This window comes from Flavobacteriaceae bacterium GSB9 (genome assembly GCA_022749295.1).
Taxonomy (GTDB): Bacteria; Bacteroidota; Bacteroidia; order Flavobacteriales; family Flavobacteriaceae; genus Flavisericum.
The window spans coordinates 21,361-42,220 of the sequence record CP062007.1 but is presented as its reverse complement, the minus strand read 5'-3'; the positions used below and the strand labels follow the sequence as shown (position 1 = coordinate 42,220).

16 protein-coding genes are annotated in these 20,860 nt (G+C 36.9%); 6 read left to right on the top strand and 10 right to left on the bottom strand.

All coding sequences use genetic code 11. The annotated features are described in order from the left end of the window. The first annotated feature begins 86 nt into the window (after positions 1-86). The 3 genes from purU to GSB9_00045 all read left to right on the top strand — a co-directional run bounded on the left by purU (position 87) and on the right by GSB9_00045 (position 2,042). A complete protein-coding gene (gene purU / locus GSB9_00047; protein ID UKM63504.1) occupies positions 87-941 on the top strand; it encodes a formyltetrahydrofolate deformylase in 855 nt (284 codons plus the stop codon). A gap of 55 nt (positions 942-996) precedes the next feature. Then, positions 997-1,701 (top strand): DUF4197 domain-containing protein, encoded by a 705-nt coding sequence (locus tag GSB9_00046; GenBank protein UKM63503.1) that lies wholly within the window; start codon positions 997-999, stop codon positions 1,699-1,701. Between the two features lie 143 nt (positions 1,702-1,844). Next, complete coding sequence (locus GSB9_00045; protein ID UKM63502.1) at positions 1,845-2,042, top strand: Lacal_2735 family protein; 198 nt, start codon at positions 1,845-1,847, stop codon at positions 2,040-2,042. 181 nt (positions 2,043-2,223) lie between these two features. Here GSB9_00045 and GSB9_00043 read toward each other — a convergent pair whose 3' ends face one another. The 4 genes from GSB9_00043 to prfA all read right to left on the bottom strand — a co-directional run bounded on the left by GSB9_00043 (position 2,224) and on the right by prfA (position 5,632). Beyond that, positions 2,224-3,033, bottom strand: coding sequence for a helical backbone metal receptor (locus GSB9_00043; GenBank protein ID UKM63500.1), 810 nt, complete (start codon positions 3,031-3,033; stop codon positions 2,224-2,226). A gap of 14 nt (positions 3,034-3,047) precedes the next feature. Next, the gene (locus GSB9_00042) at positions 3,048-3,425 is read right to left on the bottom strand and encodes a hypothetical protein (protein ID UKM63499.2); all 378 of its coding nucleotides are present in this window, start codon (positions 3,423-3,425) and stop codon (positions 3,048-3,050) included. Between the two features lie 217 nt (positions 3,426-3,642). After that, positions 3,643-4,458: an orotidine-5'-phosphate decarboxylase gene (gene pyrF / locus GSB9_00040; protein UKM63497.1), complete on the bottom strand. Its 816-nt coding sequence runs from the start codon at positions 4,456-4,458 to the stop codon at positions 3,643-3,645. A 97-nt stretch (positions 4,459-4,555) separates the two neighbouring features. After that, on the bottom strand, positions 4,556-5,632 hold the full coding sequence (gene prfA, locus GSB9_00039) for a peptide chain release factor 1 (GenBank protein UKM63496.1): 1,077 nt from the start codon (positions 5,630-5,632) through the stop codon (positions 4,556-4,558). 403 nt (positions 5,633-6,035) lie between these two features. On the opposite strand from prfA, the gene GSB9_00038 reads away from it, so the two are divergent. After that, on the top strand, positions 6,036-6,698 hold the full coding sequence (locus GSB9_00038) for an ABC transporter ATP-binding protein (protein ID UKM63495.1): 663 nt from the start codon (positions 6,036-6,038) through the stop codon (positions 6,696-6,698). Positions 6,699-6,759: 61 nt separating this feature from the next. On the opposite strand, the gene GSB9_00037 is transcribed toward GSB9_00038, so the two are convergent. The 4 genes from GSB9_00037 to GSB9_00034 form a co-directional block, all read right to left on the bottom strand. After that, positions 6,760-9,315 (bottom strand): adenosylcobalamin-dependent ribonucleoside-diphosphate reductase, encoded by a 2,556-nt coding sequence (locus GSB9_00037; protein UKM63494.1) that lies wholly within the window; start codon positions 9,313-9,315, stop codon positions 6,760-6,762. 191 nt (positions 9,316-9,506) lie between these two features. Further along, complete coding sequence (locus GSB9_00036; GenBank protein ID UKM63493.1) at positions 9,507-10,469, bottom strand: DUF3078 domain-containing protein; 963 nt, start codon at positions 10,467-10,469, stop codon at positions 9,507-9,509. Between the two features lie 72 nt (positions 10,470-10,541). Beyond that, positions 10,542-11,720, bottom strand: a complete 1,179-nt coding sequence (locus GSB9_00035) for an AIR synthase-related protein (protein UKM63492.1) — start codon at positions 11,718-11,720, stop codon at positions 10,542-10,544. Positions 11,721-11,804: 84 nt separating this feature from the next. Further along, positions 11,805-13,991, bottom strand: coding sequence for a glutamine synthetase III (locus GSB9_00034; protein UKM63491.1), 2,187 nt, complete (start codon positions 13,989-13,991; stop codon positions 11,805-11,807). A 280-nt stretch (positions 13,992-14,271) separates the two neighbouring features. Here GSB9_00034 and GSB9_00033 point away from each other — a divergent pair, with 280 nt between their 5' ends. Next, positions 14,272-15,294: a glutamine synthetase beta-grasp domain-containing protein gene (locus GSB9_00033; protein ID UKM63490.1), complete on the top strand. Its 1,023-nt coding sequence runs from the start codon at positions 14,272-14,274 to the stop codon at positions 15,292-15,294. Positions 15,295-15,411: 117 nt separating this feature from the next. Here the strand turns inward: GSB9_00033 and GSB9_00032 are convergent, their stop codons facing one another. After that, positions 15,412-17,781 (bottom strand): sodium-translocating pyrophosphatase, encoded by a 2,370-nt coding sequence (locus tag GSB9_00032; GenBank protein ID UKM63489.1) that lies wholly within the window; start codon positions 17,779-17,781, stop codon positions 15,412-15,414. A 127-nt stretch (positions 17,782-17,908) separates the two neighbouring features. Beyond that, positions 17,909-18,436, bottom strand: a complete 528-nt coding sequence (locus GSB9_00031) for an inorganic diphosphatase (protein ID UKM63488.2) — start codon at positions 18,434-18,436, stop codon at positions 17,909-17,911. A gap of 177 nt (positions 18,437-18,613) precedes the next feature. Here GSB9_00031 and GSB9_00030 point away from each other — a divergent pair, with 177 nt between their 5' ends. Further along, positions 18,614-20,848, top strand: coding sequence for a M1 family metallopeptidase (locus GSB9_00030; GenBank protein UKM63487.1), 2,235 nt, complete (start codon positions 18,614-18,616; stop codon positions 20,846-20,848). Positions 20,849-20,860 lie beyond the last annotated feature (12 nt).

Below are 20,860 nucleotides of genomic sequence, written 5' to 3'. Positions count from 1 at the left end.
ATTTACATTAAAATATCTAAAATTATTAATCCTTATTCAACCCCAATTAATTTTACATTATTTTTAGCCTTTAAATTGAGGAATGCATGAACAAGATTACCATTTTAATCATTTGTAAAGACCGACCAAACATTATTGCTTCAGTAACCAATTTTATATCAGGAAACCAAGGAAATATTGTTTACATAGACCAACACGTAGATCGAGAGCAGGATATCTTTTTCATGCGCTTGGAAAGCGAATTTGTAGATGACACGTTTGATACAGAAATTTTTAAAGCAGAGTTTAAAGCCAATATTGCTGATAATTTTAAGATGAAATGGCGCATTTATTCTTCTGAACACAAACCCAAAATGGCCCTTTTTATTTCTAAATACGACCATTGTTTATACGATTTGTTGGGACGCTACAACTCGGGAGAACTTAATTTAGAAATTCCTTTTATTATCAGCAACCACGATACATTAAAACCTATTGCCGATAATTTTAACATCCCCTTTTACCATATTCCTGTCACCAAAGACACAAAAGAAGCTGCAGAAAACAAACAATTAGAACTTCTTGAAGAACACAATATAGACTTTATTGTACTTGCCAGATACATGCAAATTGTTTCGAGTAAACTAATTGACAAGTACACCAATAAAATCATCAATATTCATCATTCTTTCTTACCGGCATTTGTTGGAGCCAAGCCTTACCACTCGGCTTACAAGCGTGGTGTAAAAATTATTGGTGCCACTAGCCATTATGTAACCGAAGAATTGGATGCCGGCCCTATAATTGAACAAGATGTTACTCGGGTTACGCATGCACATTCTATTTCTGATTTAATAGCCAAAGGCAGGGATTTAGAAAAAATAGTTTTGGCCAATGCTGTAAAATTGCATGCGAACCGAAAAGTAATGGTCTTTAATAACAAAACGGTTATTTTTTCTTAATAGTGACTTCTTTTAATTTTCTTAGATTTAAATCCATAAAATAAAACCCAATATCATGACTCGTAAAATTTTAGCCTTCTTTTTTTTATTAAACCTTACGGCTTGTGCCGAACTGCAGCAAGTGGTTAGCCAACTCCCTCAAGGAGAAACCATTGGCAACGACCAGATTGCTTCTGGCCTAAGACAAGCACTTGATTTTGGCATAGACAAACAAGTAACCAAGCTTACCCAAACCGATGGCTTTTATAAAAATGAATTGGTTAAGATTTTATTACCCGAAGAACTTCAGAAAGTCGATAAAGCCTTACGTGATATTGGTTTAGGGAACTTAGCCGACGAAGGATTAAAAGTACTCAATAGAGCTGCTGAGGATGCCGTAAAAGAAGCTACGCCTATTTTTGTTGACGCTGTAAAGGGTATCACTTTTACCGATGCAAAAAATATCCTTTTAGGCAACGACGATGCCGCTACCCAATACCTAACTTCGAAAACGAAAACAGCCCTTTACGACAAATTTAATCCTGTTATAAAAAATTCATTCAGTAAAGTTGGGGCTGACACCATTTGGAACAACCTAATTACTAAATACAACAGTATACCTTTTACAAATGACGTTAATCCTGATTTAACTGATTATGTAACCGTAGAAGCCTTAGAAGGTGTATACACTATGATTGCTATTGAAGAAAAAGAAATTAGAACAAAACTGTCTTCAAGAACCACAGACTTGCTTAGAAAAGTTTTTGCATTGCAAGATTAAGAGAAACTTAAAAATATTTTAAAGCCGAATGCAAACCATTCGGCTTTTTTGTTTAAACGTATAATGATTTAAACAAAACATTATTCAAATTTTCAAATTTGAACAAAATAATGTATATTTAATTACTTGTTAACCAACCCCTAATGAAAAGATTCGATCAAATAAAAAATCGAGAGGATAAACTGAGCAAACAATACAAATCTTTGGTCGAACAAGCCTATAACTTCAGACAAACAGACTCAGCTTTAAGTGATATTTCAGAATACAAAGCCATAAAACTTCTCAACAAGCTCAATAAGCTGAAATATTTTTACCGTGACCAACAAAAAACGGCCATTTAAATTTTTTATCAATTCCTTAACATTATAATGACGTCTGAATAAGACGTTTACACGTAATTTGTATATAAAAGGAACGTTATGAATACACATTTTTGCAAAGTGGGCAAAATCAAGCCCAATCTAAACAAGTTAGTGAGTTTAAAAGACTTAGAAAATAGAATAGCTAATTTTGTTGATGACACTAGTAAACTAGATGACTCTCAAGATTTAAACGGAGCGTTTTAAAGTACCTAAATGCTTTTAGCAACCTAGAGCCATACCAAGAAAACATTTCCCCATCAACCAATATAACTTTAGCATTAGGAAAGTTTACTTGGATGTTTTTTTTATGTTTTTCTTTAAACGGGTAAGGCTCACTGGACAGCAAAACAACATCAGTCTTTTTTAAGATACCTGATGTTTTAAAATCAATTTCCGGGTAGCGATTTTTTCCTTTATAAAGATTCGTAAACTTATTAAGCTCCAAAAGGCAATTTATAAAAGTATTGTTGGCTGCCACCATCCAAGGCGATTTCCAGATAAAATAAACCACATGTAGCGCTCGCCGATTTTCTAAAAACACTTTAAAATCGGTAACCTCTGCTTCTATTAGGGTAGACATCTTTTCGGCCTCCTTTTGTCTATCAAATAAAACACCATATTGATTAATAAGCTCAATACTATCGGAAATAGTATAAATATCGGAAACGTGTACCGGGCAGATGGTTTCACAAGCTTCAACAATTTCCTTAGTATTTTCTTCTTTATTACTAAGAATTATATCAAGTTTAAGGACTAAGATTTTATCTAAATGAATATTTTTGGTTCCCCCCACCACAGTAACTTGATTCATTATATTCTTAGGGTGTACACAAAACTTAGTTACACCAACTAACGAATCCTCCAATCCCAAATCGCATAGTAACTCTGTTTGACTAGGTACTAAAGAAACTATTCGCCTTGGAACACTTTTTATTGCAACTGTTCTTTGTAATTGATCTAAAACTTCCAAAACGTATTATGTTATTATAATATACTATTTTCTATTCTACTAATAGTCAGTAAAACTATAGAGCCTATTACAGACACTGGCAATAGAACATTCCCTATCGTTGACATCTTTTTATCTTTAATTTGGATTCTCTTTATGCTATCCCTACCTATCAAGGTTCTAAAAGCCTCTCCTCTTTTTTTCTTTACACCGAAAATTTTGTTATCGACCACCTCAAGACTACTAAACTTAATAAATTCACCATCAATCATTTTAATCCTAACCTTTACATTCGGCTCAGAAGCTGCCTCTATTGTTGCAGGTTCTGATTTATATACAACGCAACCTTGAAGAAACACTAATAATGTAAAAAAACATGTAATAATTTTTAAATGACTTCTAATTGATTTCATGACTACACCCATTGATAAATTGATAACTTAATCTTTATAATTTACGAATAATAAATGTCAGAAAAACAAAAAATAGATTATAAAAATCAAACTGATAAACTGGCTGTATTCAAACTGATAAACTGGCTGTATATTAAACGGCCTATAAAATTTATGGACACCGTCTAAAATCTCCAAGACGAATTATGTTTGATTTTTAAATATTTAATAAAAGAAACTAAGCTGAAAGAATCTCTGCCATTTCTACCTGTAACTCTCTTGCTTTTTCAGCAGCTACCTCGGCGTAATCTTCTCCTTTTGAAGCATAAATAATACCTCTTGAAGAATTAATTAACAGACCAACCGCATCATTCATACCGTATTTGCAAACATCTTGTAAACTTCCACCTTGGGCGCCTACTCCTGGCACCAACAAAAAGCTATCAGGTATAATTTGACGAATTTCAGCTAAATACTCTGCTTTCGTTGCTCCAACCACATACATTAAATTTTGGGCATTCTCCCATGTTTTTGAGGTTTCCACTACTTGCTTATAAAGCTCTTTACCATCTACCGTTTTGGTTTGAAAATCGAATGCGCCTTTATTGGAAGTCAACGCTAACAAAATGGTATGTTTATTTTTAAACGCCAAAAAAGGTTCAACGGAATCTTTTCCCATATATGGTGCTACGGTAACCGAATTGAATGCCATATCTTCAAAAAAGGCTTTTGCGTACATGCTACTTGTATTTCCAATATCTCCACGCTTGGCATCTGCGATGGTAAAAATTTCTGGATAGTTTTCATTTAAATAATTAATCGTTTTTTCGAGAGCCTTCCATCCTTTAAGCCCGTAAGCCTCATAAAAAGCCGTATTAGGCTTATATGCTACGCACAAATGATGCGTAGCATCAATTATAGCTTTATTAAATGCAAAAATGGGATCTTCTTCTTTTAAAAGATGCTCTGGTATTTTATTTAAATCGACATCCAATCCAATGCAGAGAAAGGATTTCTTTTTGTGGATTTGGTTTACTAGTTCGGTTGTCGTCATGCCTTCTTCATCCTCGTTGAGGAAATTTCAACAGATTACCATAACAGCTTTGCGCTAACAGCAATCATCTATATTTTATTTTTTTATTGTAAAATGTTTAAATAGTATCGTCGCTGGCCTTCAGTTTCTCTGTGTTTTCAGCCAATTGCAACTCATCTATTATTTTTTGAATATCGCCATTAACAATATTTTGCAAATCGTAAAGTGTAAGCCCAATTCTATGGTCGGTAACGCGGCCTTGCGGATAGTTGTACGTTCTAATTTTAGCACTTCTATCACCACTACTTACCATACTACCTCGTTTGGCGGCATCTTCTTCCTGCTTTTTGGCCAATTCTAAATCGTACAAGCGCGAACGCAATACCTTAAAAGCCTTTTCCTTATTCTTATGCTGCGACTTTTGGTCTTGACACTGCGCCACTAAACCTGTAGGCTCGTGGGTTAATCGTACTGCTGAATAGGTTGTGTTTACTGATTGCCCTCCTGGACCAGACGAACAGAAATAATCAATACGCACATCCTTAGGGTTTATTTCTACATCAAATTCTTCTGCCTCAGGAAATACCATAACCGTTGCTGCACTGGTATGCACACGCCCCTGCGTTTCGGTTTGTGGCACGCGCTGCACACGATGAACCCCAGCTTCAAACTTTAAGGTACCGTAAACATCCTCACCCGAAACCTCAAATTGAATTTCTTTAAATCCACCATTGGTACCTTCACTAAAATCTACCGTATCTACACGCCAACCTTTGCTTTCGCAATATTTAGTGTACATTCTATACAAATCACCAGCAAAAATACTCGCCTCATCACCTCCGGTACCGGCACGTAACTCAACAACGGCATTTTTAGAATCTTCAGGGTCTTTGGGTATTAAAAGCACTTTTATCTCCTCTTCCAATTTCGGAATCCCTTCTTTGGCTTCATCGTACTGCATTTTGGCCATCTCAACCATTTCTGGATCGCTCCCATCAGCTATTATTTCTTCGGCCTCAGCCAAATTATTGGTAAGTTCGATGTATTGCTCGCGCTTGTCCATCAAGATTCGCAAATCTTTATACTCCCTATTCAACTCAACATAACGCTTCTGGTCTGAAATAATATCGGGCTGGATAATTAAATCGCTAACCTCATCAAAACGCTGTTTTACTATTTGTAATTTCTCTAACATCTGCCTTTTTTATTGGGTATCAAAAATACGATAATTTATCAATTTACAATGCTTGCAAAGTGGTGTTATACCGTATTGTTAAAATAATTATCATGCTCAAAGCGTTATTATAATTACCTATGCAGCAATTATTCTCCCTATTTGTTTTTTACAGACCATATATATTGTGGTCGTTTGGAATAAATGCTATTTTTTCATTTTTGAAATTCAACATTGTTCCTATACTTATAGCTAAACTACTCTTAGTCCTGTTTTTATGGTATATCCAGAGCGAAACTCCTCAAAAGCGCAAGTTGTTATTTTATAAAAACTTAGGCCTTTCATCCCTCAAACTGTTTTCTTTTTTGTTTATAATTGACCTTATTTTTTCTTTACCTTTTCTGCTCATTCTGAAAGCTTTTATATGACCGCTGAAATTGATAATGTTGAACTTTATTTTAAGGAAAAACGTATTTTAAGCGGTATTTACCTAAAGGCTGAAACAGGAAAAGTCACCGCTATTCTTGGTAGCAACGGCTCTGGAAAAAGCTGTTTGCTAAATATTATTTTTGGTAGCCTAATCCCGAAATACAAATTAATCAGATTAAACGGCAAACCCGTTTTAAGGCCATTGTACCAAAAAAAATTAGCAGCTTATTTACCCCAAAATCATTTTACTCCGCAAAACCTTAGGGTTATTGAAGCTTTTAAACTATTTAATGTTTCTTGGGATAGCTTCACTAAAACCTTTAAACATTTTGAAGCTTATAAGAATTACAAATTTAAAACCTTATCGGGTGGCGAACGCCGACTAGTTGAAACCTATATTATTCTGAAAATGCAAAGAAACCTAATATTATTAGATGAACCATTTTCTCATTTAGCACCGCTATATATCGAAAAATTAAACCAGATTATAAAGGAAGAAAAAAAACACAAAGCTATTATTGTAACGGACCATATGTACAGTCAACTCATCGACATATCTGATGATATTTACTTATTGAAAAATGGAAATTCAAAACAAATAAATAACATAAAAGAACTTGAATATTATAAATACCTTAATGCCGGTACTTTAACCTAAACAAAAAAAAGGAAGCCTTGATAGCTCCCCTTTTTTAAAAACACTTAAAAATAACAGGATATTATCCACATTTAGAAGAACCACAATCTTTACAGGTTAAGCAGCCTTCTTGGTAAATCAAGTTTTCAGATTTACAATTATCACATTGTTGGCCTTTGGCCTGCGTACCATCTTCAACATAACGTTTTAAGGCACGAACCACGCCATTCTTCCATGTGTTGATTGACTCACTGTCGAGTTGCAAACTGTTTATTAAATCAACAATTTTATCAATAGGCATGCCATGACGCAGGGTACTTGAAATCAGTTTAGCATAATTCCAAAACTCAGGATTGAACTTATGCGATAGCCCTTCAATTGTAGTTTTATAACCTCTTTTATTTTTGTACTGAAAATCGTAGCGCTTGGTGCCGTCTTCGTTTCTATTTTTGATGATAAGTCCGCTATTGGCCCAACGCGGAATTAAAATACCATCCTCATCATCTGCCAAACCTGTAAATATCTCATAAGGCTTTCCATCTATCAAACCTATAAAAGCAATCCATTTTTCTTTGTTGTTCTGAAAGCGCACGACATCGGCCTCTAAAACTTGAGGGCGCTTTGTTGGAAACGTCGTTAATGTATCTTCAGCCGACTCTTCCTTTTTATCATCATTGGAAATCAGGACCCCAGAACGTGATCCATCCCTATAAACCGTTACGCCTTTACAACCAACTTCCCAGGCCTTCAAGTAAAGCTCTCCAACCAAATCCTCCGAAACATCGCTGGGCAAATTAATGGTGACACTAATAGAATGGTCTACCCACTTTTGGATGGCGCCTTGCATACTTACTTTACTTAACCAATCGACATCGTTGGATGTAGCTTTGTAATAAGGCGATTTTTTGATTAATCCATCAATTTCTTCTTGCGAGTAATTTTTAGAAGTATCGATATTGTTCACCTTCATCCATTGTTTAAAACGGTGATGGAACACCACATATTCTTCCCAGGAGTCTCCTACCTCATCAATAAAATCAACACGTACGTCTTTGTCATTCGGGTTTACCTTTCTTCTACGCTTATAAACCGGCATAAAAACAGGCTCGATACCCGATGTGGTTTGCGTCATTAAACTGGTAGTACCCGTTGGTGCTATGGTTAAGAGCGCAATATTTCTCCTACCATATTCCAACATTTCGTAGTACAACTTGCTATCTGCCTCTTTCAATCTATTAATAAACGGATTATTTTTTTCGCGTTCAGCATCAAAAATGGCAAATGCACCGCGTTCTTTTGCTAAATGTACAGAAGCACGATAGGCCTCAATGGCTATGGTTTTGTGAACCTCTAATGAAAATGCATTTCCAGTCTCGCTACCATATTGAATACCCAATGCAGCCAACATATCGCCTTCTCCAGTGATTCCCACACCTGTTCTGCGTCCCTCTTGCGCTTTCTTTTGGATGTTGACCCAAAGATTACGTTCTGTTGCTTTTATTTCATCTAACTCAGGGTCTTCATCTATTTTTTGTAAAATCTTATCAATTTTTTCTAATTCCAAATCGATGATATCGTCCATGATACGCTGCGCAGCGGCAACATGTTTTTTAAACAATTCAAAATTGAAAGCCGCTTCTTCCGTAAATGGGTTCTCCACGTACGAGAACAAATTTATGGCCAACAACCTACACGAATCGTAAGGGCAGAGCGGAATTTCACCACATGGATTTGTTGATACCGTTTTATAGCCTAAATCGGCGTAACAATCTGGCACCGACTCGTTAATAATGGTATCCCAAAACAAAATGCCAGGCTCGGCCGATTTCCAAGCATTGTGTACAATTTTCTTCCAAAGCGATGTGGCATCCACCCGTTTGGTAACCTTAGGGTTTTCGCTAAAAATTGGATATTTTTGAACGTACTCACCATCGTTTTTAACGGCCTGCATAAAACTATCGTCAATACGAACCGAAACATTAGCTCCAGTAACTTTCCCCTGTTCTAATTTTGCATTTATAAAATCTTCAGAATCTGGATGGTTAATGGAAACCGAAAGCATTAATGCACCGCGTCTTCCATCTTGTGCTACCTCGCGGGTTGAGTTGGAATAGCGCTCCATAAATGGCACAATTCCTGTTGAAGTCAAGGCCGAATTCTTTACCGCAGAGCCTTTTGGGCGGATGTGCGACAAGTCGTGCCCAACGCCGCCTCGACGTTTCATAAGCTGTACCTGCTCTTGATCAATCTTCATAATACCACCATAAGAATCTGATTGGCCAGCATTACCAATAACAAAACAGTTTGAAAGCGATACAATTTGAAAAGGGTTGCCAATACCCGCCATTGGGCTACCTTGCGGCACAATATACTTGAAATCTTTAATTAGACTGAAAACATCATCTTCGGTAAACGGATTAGCGTATTTAGTTTCAATTCGGGCTATCTCCTTAGCAATACGCCTGTGCATATCGTTTGGAGTAAGTTCATAAATATTGCCATCAGAATCCTTCAAGGCATATTTATTTAACCAAACACGAGCCGCTAAATCATCATTATTGAAGTATTCTAGGCTCGCATTAAACGCTTCTTCTTGGGTGAAGGTTTTCCGTGGGGTTTTGGCTAGTTCTGCTTTCATTAGTAAACTGTATATTTTAAGGTTATTAGGTTAATTGAAGATTTAAATTAACCATAAATATACAATTTAAAACATGATAAAAGTCATGGAGTTTTCAACAAAAAACACTTAAATAATTAACATACAGTATTTTAAAAATTTATCAACATTAAAAAGTTAACAAATTTTAAAAAGAAACAACATCTTTCTTTTTAGAAGTCTACGGCAAAACCTATGCCTAAAAATTGCTTCCACTGTATTTTGGCACCCGCTTCGTCGAACTCCCCTTCCTCGGTTTTTGAAGGCTCTTTGGTTTTTATATCGTCATCGTATCGTAAATGTGAACCAAAAGTAGCATGAACAAATTGATTAACCTTAAAGTCGAAATCCAATCGCCAGTCTATATCTACATTTCCAAAGTTGTTAATATAATCGGAATATAAACTAAGTTGGTTTTTTAAATTAATATTTTCAACCACTTCCATTTCATAACTGTTGGTAAGCAAAATACCGACTTCTTTTCTAACACGTTCACCGGGAACGACTACATTACCCTCATCGTCTAAAACCGCAGGTGTTACACCAAAAGCACCTTGGTTTGCTAAGTTCTCATCCAACACAAAGGTGGCCTTTAGTGTTAATGGCGAAAAATATAACGACACCTTTTCTATCTCTTTTCCGTATTCTGTACCTCCACCAAAGAACAAATAGCCTGGTGCCATCAAAGTAGAAATAGGTTCGTCTGTATTTGGGTACTTGTAACCATTTGTTACCTGGGTTCTAAAATTAAGTCTAGCAGAATAAAACCAATTAGATTTGGTATTTGGCCTGTACCCCAAATTGGAATTTATTTCGAACAAATCATCAGTTTTTCTAAATTCTTTCGCCTCTTGCTTATTCACTCCATATTGAATTCTAGCCTCATTACGCCAAGCAAAAAACTTGTCGGAATAGTTTGCGGAAGACAAAAAGCCTAGAAGCCCCGAAATAGAATTAGTACCACCAGAGTTCCAGTTAACAAAAGCAACTTCACTTAAATCAAAAGTGGCCTTGTTTTCTTGTACCCATTTTGGACCAGTATATTTTTCTTCTACTTTTTTTATGAACAGAGAATCGGGTTGGGCGTATGTAAAATGAAAGCTGAAGCACACTAAAGCCAATAGCGTATATTTCATGATTTGTTGGTTTGTTTTAAAAGTTTACTTTCCAATCAATAACCGTTCCATTTTTTTAAAAAAATAGCACAATTAGTAGTTAAACTCACCAAACTCCGATTTTATTGTCAGCTTTTTAGATTTTGATGCTTCTACCTGCCCTATAATTTGGGCATTTACATTAAAAGATTTAGAAATCTCTATAATCTCTTCTGCTATTTCGGGGGCTACATAAAGCTCCATTCTATGACCACAGTTAAAAACTTGGTACATTTCTTTCCAGTCGGTTTTAGATTGCTCCTGGATTAACTTGAACAATGGCGGAACGGGGAACATATTATCTTTTACAATATGAAGTTGATCAACAAAATGTAATATTTTGGTCTGTGCCCCTCCCGAACAATGCACCATCCCGTGAATGGTATCACTATTAAATTTTGATAAGATTTTTTTGACTATCGGTGCATAGGTCCTGGTTGGCGACAACACCAATTTTCCAGCATCGATAGGAGAATTTTTAACAGCATCTGTTAGTTTTACGCTGCCTGAATACACCAAATCTTCAGGTACTGCTGCATCAAAACTTTCGGGGTATTTTTGGGCTAAATATTTGCCGAACACATCGTGACGTGCAGAAGTAAGTCCGTTACTTCCCATACCGCCATTATATTCCTTCTCGTAAGTGGCCTGCCCAAAACTTTCAAGGCCTACAATAACATCACCTGGTTTTATATTAGCATTATCTATAACATTATCGCGTTTCATACGCGCTGTAACCGTAGAATCAACAATAATCGTTCTTACCAAATCGCCAACATCGGCAGTCTCACCTCCAGTAGAATGAATGGTTACACCAAAACCTTTTAGCTCTGAAATCAACTCTTCTGTACCGTTAATAATAGCCGAAATGACTTCGCCTGGAATTACATTTTTATTTCTTCCAATGGTTGAAGACAACATAATATTATCTGTTGCCCCAACACATAGCAAGTCGTCAACATTCATTATTAACGCATCTTGTGCTATACCCTTCCAAACTGAAACATCACCCGTTTCCTTCCAGTACATGTACGCTAATGACGATTTTGTTCCTGCTCCATCGGCATGCATAATCAAACAATAATCGTCGTCGTTTGTTAAATAATCTGGCACTATTTTACAGAATGCCTTGGGGAACAAACCTTTGTCAATATTTTTAATAGCGCTGTGAACATCTTCCTTTGATGCTGAAACGCCGCGTTGTGCATAACGTTTTGAAACCTCTTGACCCATAATGTTGAATTGAGGTGCAAAGGTAGTTTTTTGAATGAAAAAATCCTGCTTTTTTAGGGCAGGATTTTTTTGAGTTGTTAAATTTTATCTTGTAAAGAGAAGCTCCCTATACTTGGCCAACGGCCAAAGTTCGTCGTCTACTAAAAGCTCAAGCTTATCGCAATGGTAACGAATATCATCAAATAGCGCTTTAACCTTATTGCAATAGGCCGCGGCCCTTTTTTCAGCATCCTCTATAATATTTGCTTTTCTGCGCTCATCTATCATTTTAGTCACATTGGCATTAATGCCTTCTATGTGATTTGATATTTCTTCAATCAATTTAATTTGCTCTTTAGAAACCGTAGTGAACTTTTTATCGAATATACTTTTAAGACCTCTTACGTTTTCAATCAATACATTTTGGTATTTCACCGCAGTAGGCACGATATGGTTTCTTGCAATATCACCCAACACCCTACTTTCTATCTGAACGTGTTTAATATAAGATTCTATTTCAATTTCATAGCGGGCCTGGGTTTCTATTTTACTCATAACATTCATTTCCTCAAACAGCTTAATGGTTTTATCGGAAATTTTAGCCCTAAGCGCTTCCGGAGTAGTTTTATTATTGCTAAGACCTCTTTTTTTGGCCTCTTCCTCCCATTCTTTTCCGTAACCATTGCCCTCGAACAAAATAGCTTTTGTAGATTTTATATATTCCCTGAGTACATTGAAAACGGCTTCATCTTTTTTAAGTCCTTTTTTATCAATGAGCGCATCTACTTCAATTTTGAAATCTGTGAGCTGTTTAGCTACAATGGTATTTAAAACGGTCATGGGGTCACCACAGTTTGCAGTTGAACCTACCGCCCTAAATTCAAATTTATTGCCTGTAAATGCAAATGGTGATGTTCTATTTCTATCGGTATTATCGAGAAGTACATCTGGTATTTTGCCAACGACATTAAGTTTTAACTCGGTTTTTTCTTTTGGCGACAACTTTCCTTTTGTAACCCCTTCCAACTCTTCTAAAACCTTGGTTAACTGCTCGCCAATAAATACTGAAATAATTGCAGGCGGTGCTTCGTTAGCACCCAATCTATAGTCATTACTAGCCGAAGCTACAGCGGCACGTAAAAGCGCTTCGTGCTGGTGCACTGCCTTAATGGTATTAATAAAAAAGGTAAGAAATTGAAGATTGCTCATCGGGGTTTTTCCCGGTGCCAATAAATTAACCCCTGAATCGGTAGAAAGCGACCAATTGTTATGTTTACCCGAGCCATTAATACCTGCAAATGGTTTTTCGTGCAACAGCACTTTAAAATTATGACGTGATGCTATACGCCCCATAATATCCATTAATAAGGAGTTATGATCCACCGCTAAGTTGGCTTCCTCAAAAATGGGTGCCAATTCAAATTGGTTGGGGGCCACTTCATTATGCCGTGTTTTAGCAGGAATACCCAAAAGCATACACTCATTTTCTAAATCGCGCATAAAATTAAGCGCTCTACTTGGAATAGACCCGAAATAATGATCATCCAATTGCTGACCTTTTGCCGGAGAATGACCTAATAACGTACGTCCCGCCAAATTGATATCTGGGCGACTGGTTGCCAACATTTTATCAATTAAAAAATACTCTTGTTCCCAACCTAACGACGCGCTTACCTTTTTTACGTTTTTATCAAAGTATTTACAGACATCTGTAGCCGCACTATCAACCGCTTGTAACGCTCTTAACAACGGAGTTTTATAATCCAATGCTTCACCGGTATAAGCCACAAATATGGTTGGAATACAAAGGGTTGTTCCATAAATAAAGGCTGGAGAAGTGGGATCCCATGCTGTATATCCCCTCGCCTCGAAAGTATTACGAATGCCTCCACTAGGAAAACTTGAAGCATCGGGTTCCTGTTGAACCAGTTGCCCACCACCAAACTTTTCTATAGCCAGTCCATTTGATGTGGTTTCAAAAAAAGCATCATGCTTTTCTGCTGTAGCACCTGTTAAAGGTTGAAACCAATGCGTATAGTGAGTAACTCCTTTTGAGAGCGCCCAATCTTTCATAGACGATGCCACCTGGTCTGCTATACTTCTATTTATTTTTTTTCCAAACCGAATGGCATTGGTTACACCATCAAAAGCATCTTTTGTTAAATAGTGACGCATGGTTTCTTCGTTGAAAACATTACTACCGAATAAATCAGACCGGCGTTCCTTTTCAACAAACACAGTAGACTTGTACGCATACGATTCTTTTAAAGCATGAAATCTTAATGTTGACATTCTTTATTTTTATTAAACGTTTTGATAATGAATTATTAAGCAAAAATAAAACAGCAACTTGAATAATGCTACAAACCACTGTAATTTGTTGTTAACATTTTTTCAGTATTTAAATAAAATAATCATCTTTTTTTAAAATAATCCTTAAAAAAATAGGGCATAAATAAAAATAACTCACCAATTAATTAAAAGACCCCTATAAAATTCATAGTACATTCTATAAATCATATATTTGTTTCACAAAAATTATTATTTCACTCATAAAAAATAAATATTTATTATGGCAAAAATCAAGTTAGAATATATTTGGTTAGATGGATACTTCCCTACCCAAAATATGAGAAGTAAAACTAAAGTAGAGGAGCATGAGGATTTCAAAGGTACTCTTGAAGAAATAGGAAACTGGTCTTTCGATGGGTCTTCTACAAGACAAGCCATTGGAGGTTCTTCGGACTGTGTTTTAAAGCCTGTTGCTATTTATCCTGACCCAGAGCGTATCAACGGATATTTAGTAATGACAGAGGTAATGAATCCTGACGGAACACCCCACAAATCTAACGGTCGAGCTACTATTGACGATGAAGATGATGATTTCTGGTTTGGTTTTGAGCAAGAGTACTTTATAATGGATACCAAAACTGAATTACCTTTAGGTTTCCCTAGAGGTGGATACCCTGCACCACAAGGCATGTACTATTGTTCTGTTGGTGGTTTAAACACTCACGGACGTGATTTAGTTGAAGAGCATGCTGATTTATGTATCGAGGCTGGATTAAACTTTGAAGGTATTAACCAAGAGGTTGCTTGCGGACAGTGGGAATTCCAATTGTTTGCTAAAGGTGCGAAACAAGCTGGTGACGAAATCTGGATTGCAAGATATTTACTAGACCGTTTAACTGAAAAATACGGTTACTATATTGAGTACCACCCAAAACCACTAGGTAGAGATTTAGACTGGAACGGTTCTGGTATGCACGCTAACTTCTCTAACTCGTTATTAAGAACTTGTGGAAGTAAAGAAGTTTACGAAAAAGTATGTGAAGCTTTCCGTCCGGTAGTAAAAGAACACATTGAGGTTTACGGTGAGTTTAACGACCAACGTTTAACTGGAGACCATGAAACGCAATCTATCGATGAGTTCTCTTATGGTGTATCTGACCGTGGTGCTTCAATCCGTATTCCTATTGCAACTGTAGAAAGAGGTTACAAAGGATGGTTAGAAGACAGACGACCAGCATCTAACGGTGATCCATATAAAATCGCTGCTAGAATTATCAAAACCGTAAAATCTGCTAATATTTAATCAATATAAGTTTTGTTCATAAAAAAGGCTATCACTTTTAAAAGTGATAGCCTTTTTTTATTCGTAGCTCTTAGTTACTTAAAAAAATACTAACTAGTTAATGCTTTTTACAACTACCTAATTAAGTGTTTTTTCTACTTGTAATTCATCATCAACTTTAAGGGCTTCAATTTTAGCCTTCACTTCTTTTTCTGAGCCTTCAAACGTTTCGTAGGCCACTAATTCTTCGCCGTTTGTTGTTGTAGTTGTTGTTACAACTGCTTTTACAATACCATCATCATTTTTGTCCATTTCAACTTCCACTTCTTTAGTGACTTGAGTTTGCTCTAATGCAGCACCTTCAGAAACATAAGCTGTCATAATATCATTGTCAACTAAACTAGGCGCAATAACCAAAGCAACAACAGACATCAATTTTAACAAAATATTTAAAGAAGGCCCTGAAGTATCTTTAAAAGGATCGCCCACTGTATCGCCAACAACGGCTGCTTTATGAGCCTCTGTTCCTTTTTTACCCTGTTCCTCAATTGTTTTTTTAGCATTATCCCAAGCACCTCCTGCATTCGATTGAAAAATAGCCATAAGCACGCCACAGGTCGTTACACCTGCAAGTAATCCGCCAAGCATTTCTGCACCGCCAATAAAACCAACAGCCACCGGAACGGCAATAGCCAATAAACCTGGCAACACCATTTCTTTAATGGAAGCCTTGGTTGAAATAGCTACACACTTATCGTATTCGGCAACACCATCGGCGGCATCAAATATTTTTCTGTCGGCATCAGAAGCCTTGGTCATATCAGAATCGTATTTACGCATAACCCCTAGGGCTGCTTTTAACTCAGGTATATCCCTGAATTGACGGCGCACTTCTTCAATCATGGCCATGGCAGCACGACCAACGGCATTCATTGATAATGCAGAAAAAACAAAAGGCAACATACCGCCCACAAGCAATCCAGCCATAATATCGGGTTGGGAAACATCAATACTGCCTACACCGGCTGTTTCCATAAAAGCTGCAAATAAAGCCAATGCCGTTAAAGCAGCAGAAGCAATGGCAAAACCTTTACCAATGGCGGCTGTAGTATTACCAACAGCATCCAGTTTATCGGTACGCTCACGTACTTCACTTGGCAATTCGGCCATTTCGGCGATACCTCCAGCATTATCGGAAATTGGTCCGTAGGCATCTACTGCTAGTTGTATTCCTGTATTGGCCAACATACCTACAGCTGCAATGGCTATACCATATAGTCCAGCAAAATGGTGAGATACCAAAATAGCACCAGCAATTAAAATGATGGGAATCATGGTAGACATCATTCCTGTTCCTAAACCAGCGATAATATTTGTTGCTGCGCCTGTTTCAGATTGTCTTACAATGGCATTTACAGGCTTTTTTCCTGTACCTGTATAATACTCGGTAACTTTACCAACCAACAGCCCAGCTACCAAACCAGCTATTGTAGCCCAAAAAACGCCCATAGCACCATATTCGACACCTTTAAAAGTGTATGTTTCAGGAATTAATGCATTAATTATAAAATAGGAAGCTACAACCATTAATCCTGCCGAACCAAATTCACCAATATTTAATGCATTATGTGGTGAGCCACCGTCTTTAACTTTTACAAAAAAGGTTCCGATGATAGACATGATGATACCTATGGCTGCTAAAACCAACGGCAAGTAAACCGCACCAAGACCATTAAGGCCTTCGGTGGCGATTAATGCTCCCAAAACCATGGTCCCGATGATTGAACCCACGTAAGATTCAAATAAATCGGCCCCCATTCCGGCAACGTCACCAACATTATCACCAACATTGTCTGCAATAGTCGCAGGGTTTAAAGGATGATCTTCAGGAATACCTGCTTCAACCTTACCTACCAAATCAGCTCCCACATCGGCAGCTTTAGTGTAAATGCCGCCTCCTACTCTAGCAAATAGAGCTATTGACGATGCTCCTAACGAAAAACCAGAAAGCACATTAAGCACTTCGTTAATTCCCCATCCCATTTCGCTGTAAATCATAAAGAGTCCACTAAGTCCCAGCACTCCTAAGCCAACAACTCCTAAGCCCATAACGGCTCCTCCTGCAAAAGCGACTTCTAAAGCTTTTCCTAATGAAGTTCTTGCTGCATTGGTGGTTCTCACATTGGCCTTAGTAGCTACTTTCATGCCAATAAAACCTGCAAGCGCCGAACATATAGCCCCAACAATAAAAGAGACGGCCACCATACCATTAGAGCCGGCTTCGGAGCTTCCTTTAAAAAACAATAAAATGGCTACTGCAATTACAAAAATTGATAATATTTTATATTCTGCCTTTAAAAAAGACATGGCGCCATCCGCAATATTTTTGGCGATTTTTTTCATTTTTTCATCGCCTTGGTCCTGCTTTGAAACCCACGAACTTTTAATTAAAACAAACGCTAGTGCCAAAACACCAAATAGCGGCAAGAATTTCACTATTAATTCCATATTAGTTTAGTTAGATTAAGATTAATTTTTTAATGGAGCTAAAAATAGAAAAATATAAGTGATAAAAAAAGCCATCTTAAATTTAAGATGGCTCAGTTTATTTTTAATATTTTAAGAATCTAGTAATCTAGATGGTAAAGGTTCTTTTTTTCTTGTGTTCGCTTTCGTCATAACGCTGCACACACTCTTTATATATTTTTCTGGCTTCCTCAGCATTGCCCCAGCCGCCAACGTCTACTTTTTTCTCTTCTAAATCTTTGTAAACCTGAAAAAAGTGCTCTATTTCCTTTAATCTATGTGGGTTTAAATCTGTGATATCACTTCTGTGACTCCATACGGGATCAGAAACCGGAACACAAATTATTTTTTCATCCGGACCTTTTTCATCTGTCATATGAAACACACCTATTGGACGAACCTCCATAACTACCATTGGATAAGATGGCTCTGTCGATAAAACCAAAACATCCAATGGGTCTTGATCTAAGGCTAAAGTTTCTGGAACGAAACCATAATCTCCGGGATACATCATTGAAGAGAACAAAGTTCTATCAAAACGAATCTTGTGCAATGCAAAATCATATTCGTACTTGTTTCTACTCCCTTTAGGTATCTCTATTAACACATCAAAGGTTAAGCTATCTTTTTTTGCCATATTTGTTTCTGTTTTGGGTTGCAAATGTAAAGAACGCTTATCCTTAAAGCAACAAAAAGCGGTACGTTTTGTAAGGTTTTTAAATAAAATAACATTCATTTAACTAAAAAGAACATTTTTTAAGGCTATACTTCAATATTTCATATCTTGTGAGGGACTAATTCAAATACATATTTAATGAAACATATTCTACAATATGGACTTGTAGCTATTTTCTGTTTTTCTTTTCTAAATGCGCAGAATAAGCCTTGGCAAGGTAAGTTTGAGCCCATAGACCGCTTAATTGCACCTCCAAACAACTACAGAACGGCGAGTGGCGCACCAGGCAAAAATTATTGGCAACAACGGGCAGATTATAAAATAAAAGCGACATTAAATGAAAAAGACAATAGTTTATCCGGGCAGGAAACCATTACCTATTACAACAATTCTCCAGATGCGTTGAGCTATGTCTGGATTCAACTCGAACAAAACGTAAACAAAAAGGGCAATGAAGATTTTGGCAGTGTAAATAACAGTATAAAAAACGGCATGAGCACAAGGCAAATGCAGTTTTTAACCCGAGCAATGGATTTTCCCGCTGGTTATAGCATTAAATATGTTAAAGATAGCTCTGGCAGCGATTTACTATATATGGTAAACAATACGATGATGAAGGTGAAACTTAAAACACCTTTAAAATCTGGAGAAACCACAGTACTAAATATAGCTTGGTCTTACCCTATAACCGACAGAAGTCTGTTTTTACTATCGCGAGAGGGCTACGAATATTTTCCTGAAGACGGCAATACCGTTTACCTTTTAGGGCATTGGTTTCCTAGAATGGCCGTTTATAACGATACCGAAGGTTGGCAAAACCAACAGTTTCAAAAGTTAGGCGAGTTTGCGCTTGAATTTGGCAATTATGACGTTGAAATTACCGTTCCTGAAGACCACATTGTAGCCGCTACAGGAACCCTATTAAACAGTGAGTCTGTACTCACCAAAGACCAACAAACAAGATTACAATTGGCAAAAAAATCATTTAACAAACCTGTTGTGATTATTACAAAAGAGGAAGCAATTGCCAATGAAAAACAAAAATCTTCAAAACTTAAAACCTGGAAATTTAAGGCTGAAAACGTTCGTGATTTTGCATTTGCGTCTTCCCGAAAATTTATTTGGGATGCCCAAGCAGTAAAATTACCAACAAACACGGTTATGGCCATGTCGTTCTACCCTAAAGAAGGGTTGCCTGTTTGGCAAGAAGAATCCACAAAAGCCATAAAACACGGACTGGAAGTTTACTCTGAAGCCACTTTCGACTACCCGTATCCTGTTTGTATTTCTGTAAACACATCTAATATCGGCATGGAATTCCCCATGATTAGCTTTAATGGCGGAAGACCAAAAAATGGCATTATAAGTGATGCCGCCAAACAAAGCATGATAAGTACCATTATACACGAGGTAGGGCACAATTGGTTCCCAATGATTGTGAGTTCTGATGAACGTAAATGGATGTGGATGGACGAGGGATTGAACACCTTTTTACACCATAGAACACTGGCAGAACGCTATCCTGAATTTAGCAGTGTTACTCCAAAAAGCATTGTACCCTTCATGAGCGGTGACAAAAGTATTTTGCGCCCCATTATGACGACATCAGACAACGAACTGTTTAACCAATTTGGTGCGAATTTTTACATAAAACCTACCGTTGGCTTGCAGATGCTTCGCAATTCCATTATTGGCAAAGAACTTTTTGATGAAGCCTTTAAAGAATATGCCAACCGTTGGAAGTACAAACACCCTAATCCTGGGGACCTATTTAGAACCTTAGAAGATGCTACGGCCACCGATTTAGATTGGTTTTTTAGAGGATGGTTTTTCACAACCGACCATGTAGATATGGAATTGAGTAATGTAAAGTGGTTTAAAGTTTTTGAGGAAGACACTAATCTTGAAGATAAAAAAAAATCTTCAAAGGTTAAAATTCAGGCCAACGATAAAAACACCGAAACCTTGACCAACAATTTTTCAAACGGGCCAGAAACCATAACCGTTACCAACACGCCCGATAAAGGCTATGGCCAATTCCTTTCGCGCTTAGATGACGAGGAAATCAGAAAAACTCTTTACGGAAAAAACATCTACGAGCTTACCATTAAGAACTTAGGAGGTTTAGTAATGCCCATAACCATAGAGTGGATTTTTACTGATGGCTCATCTGAAATTGATACTTTACCAGCTCAAGTGTGGCGTAGAAATGAGTATGAAATAATACAAACATTTGTAAAAACTAAAGCGGTGTCGAAAATTAATTTAGATCCTAATTTTGAATTTGCAGATACCAATACTGGGAACAATAGTTTTCCGAAAGCAAATGGCAAATCGGAATTTGACGTTTTTAAGGATAAAATCAACAATTAATCTTAAATCACG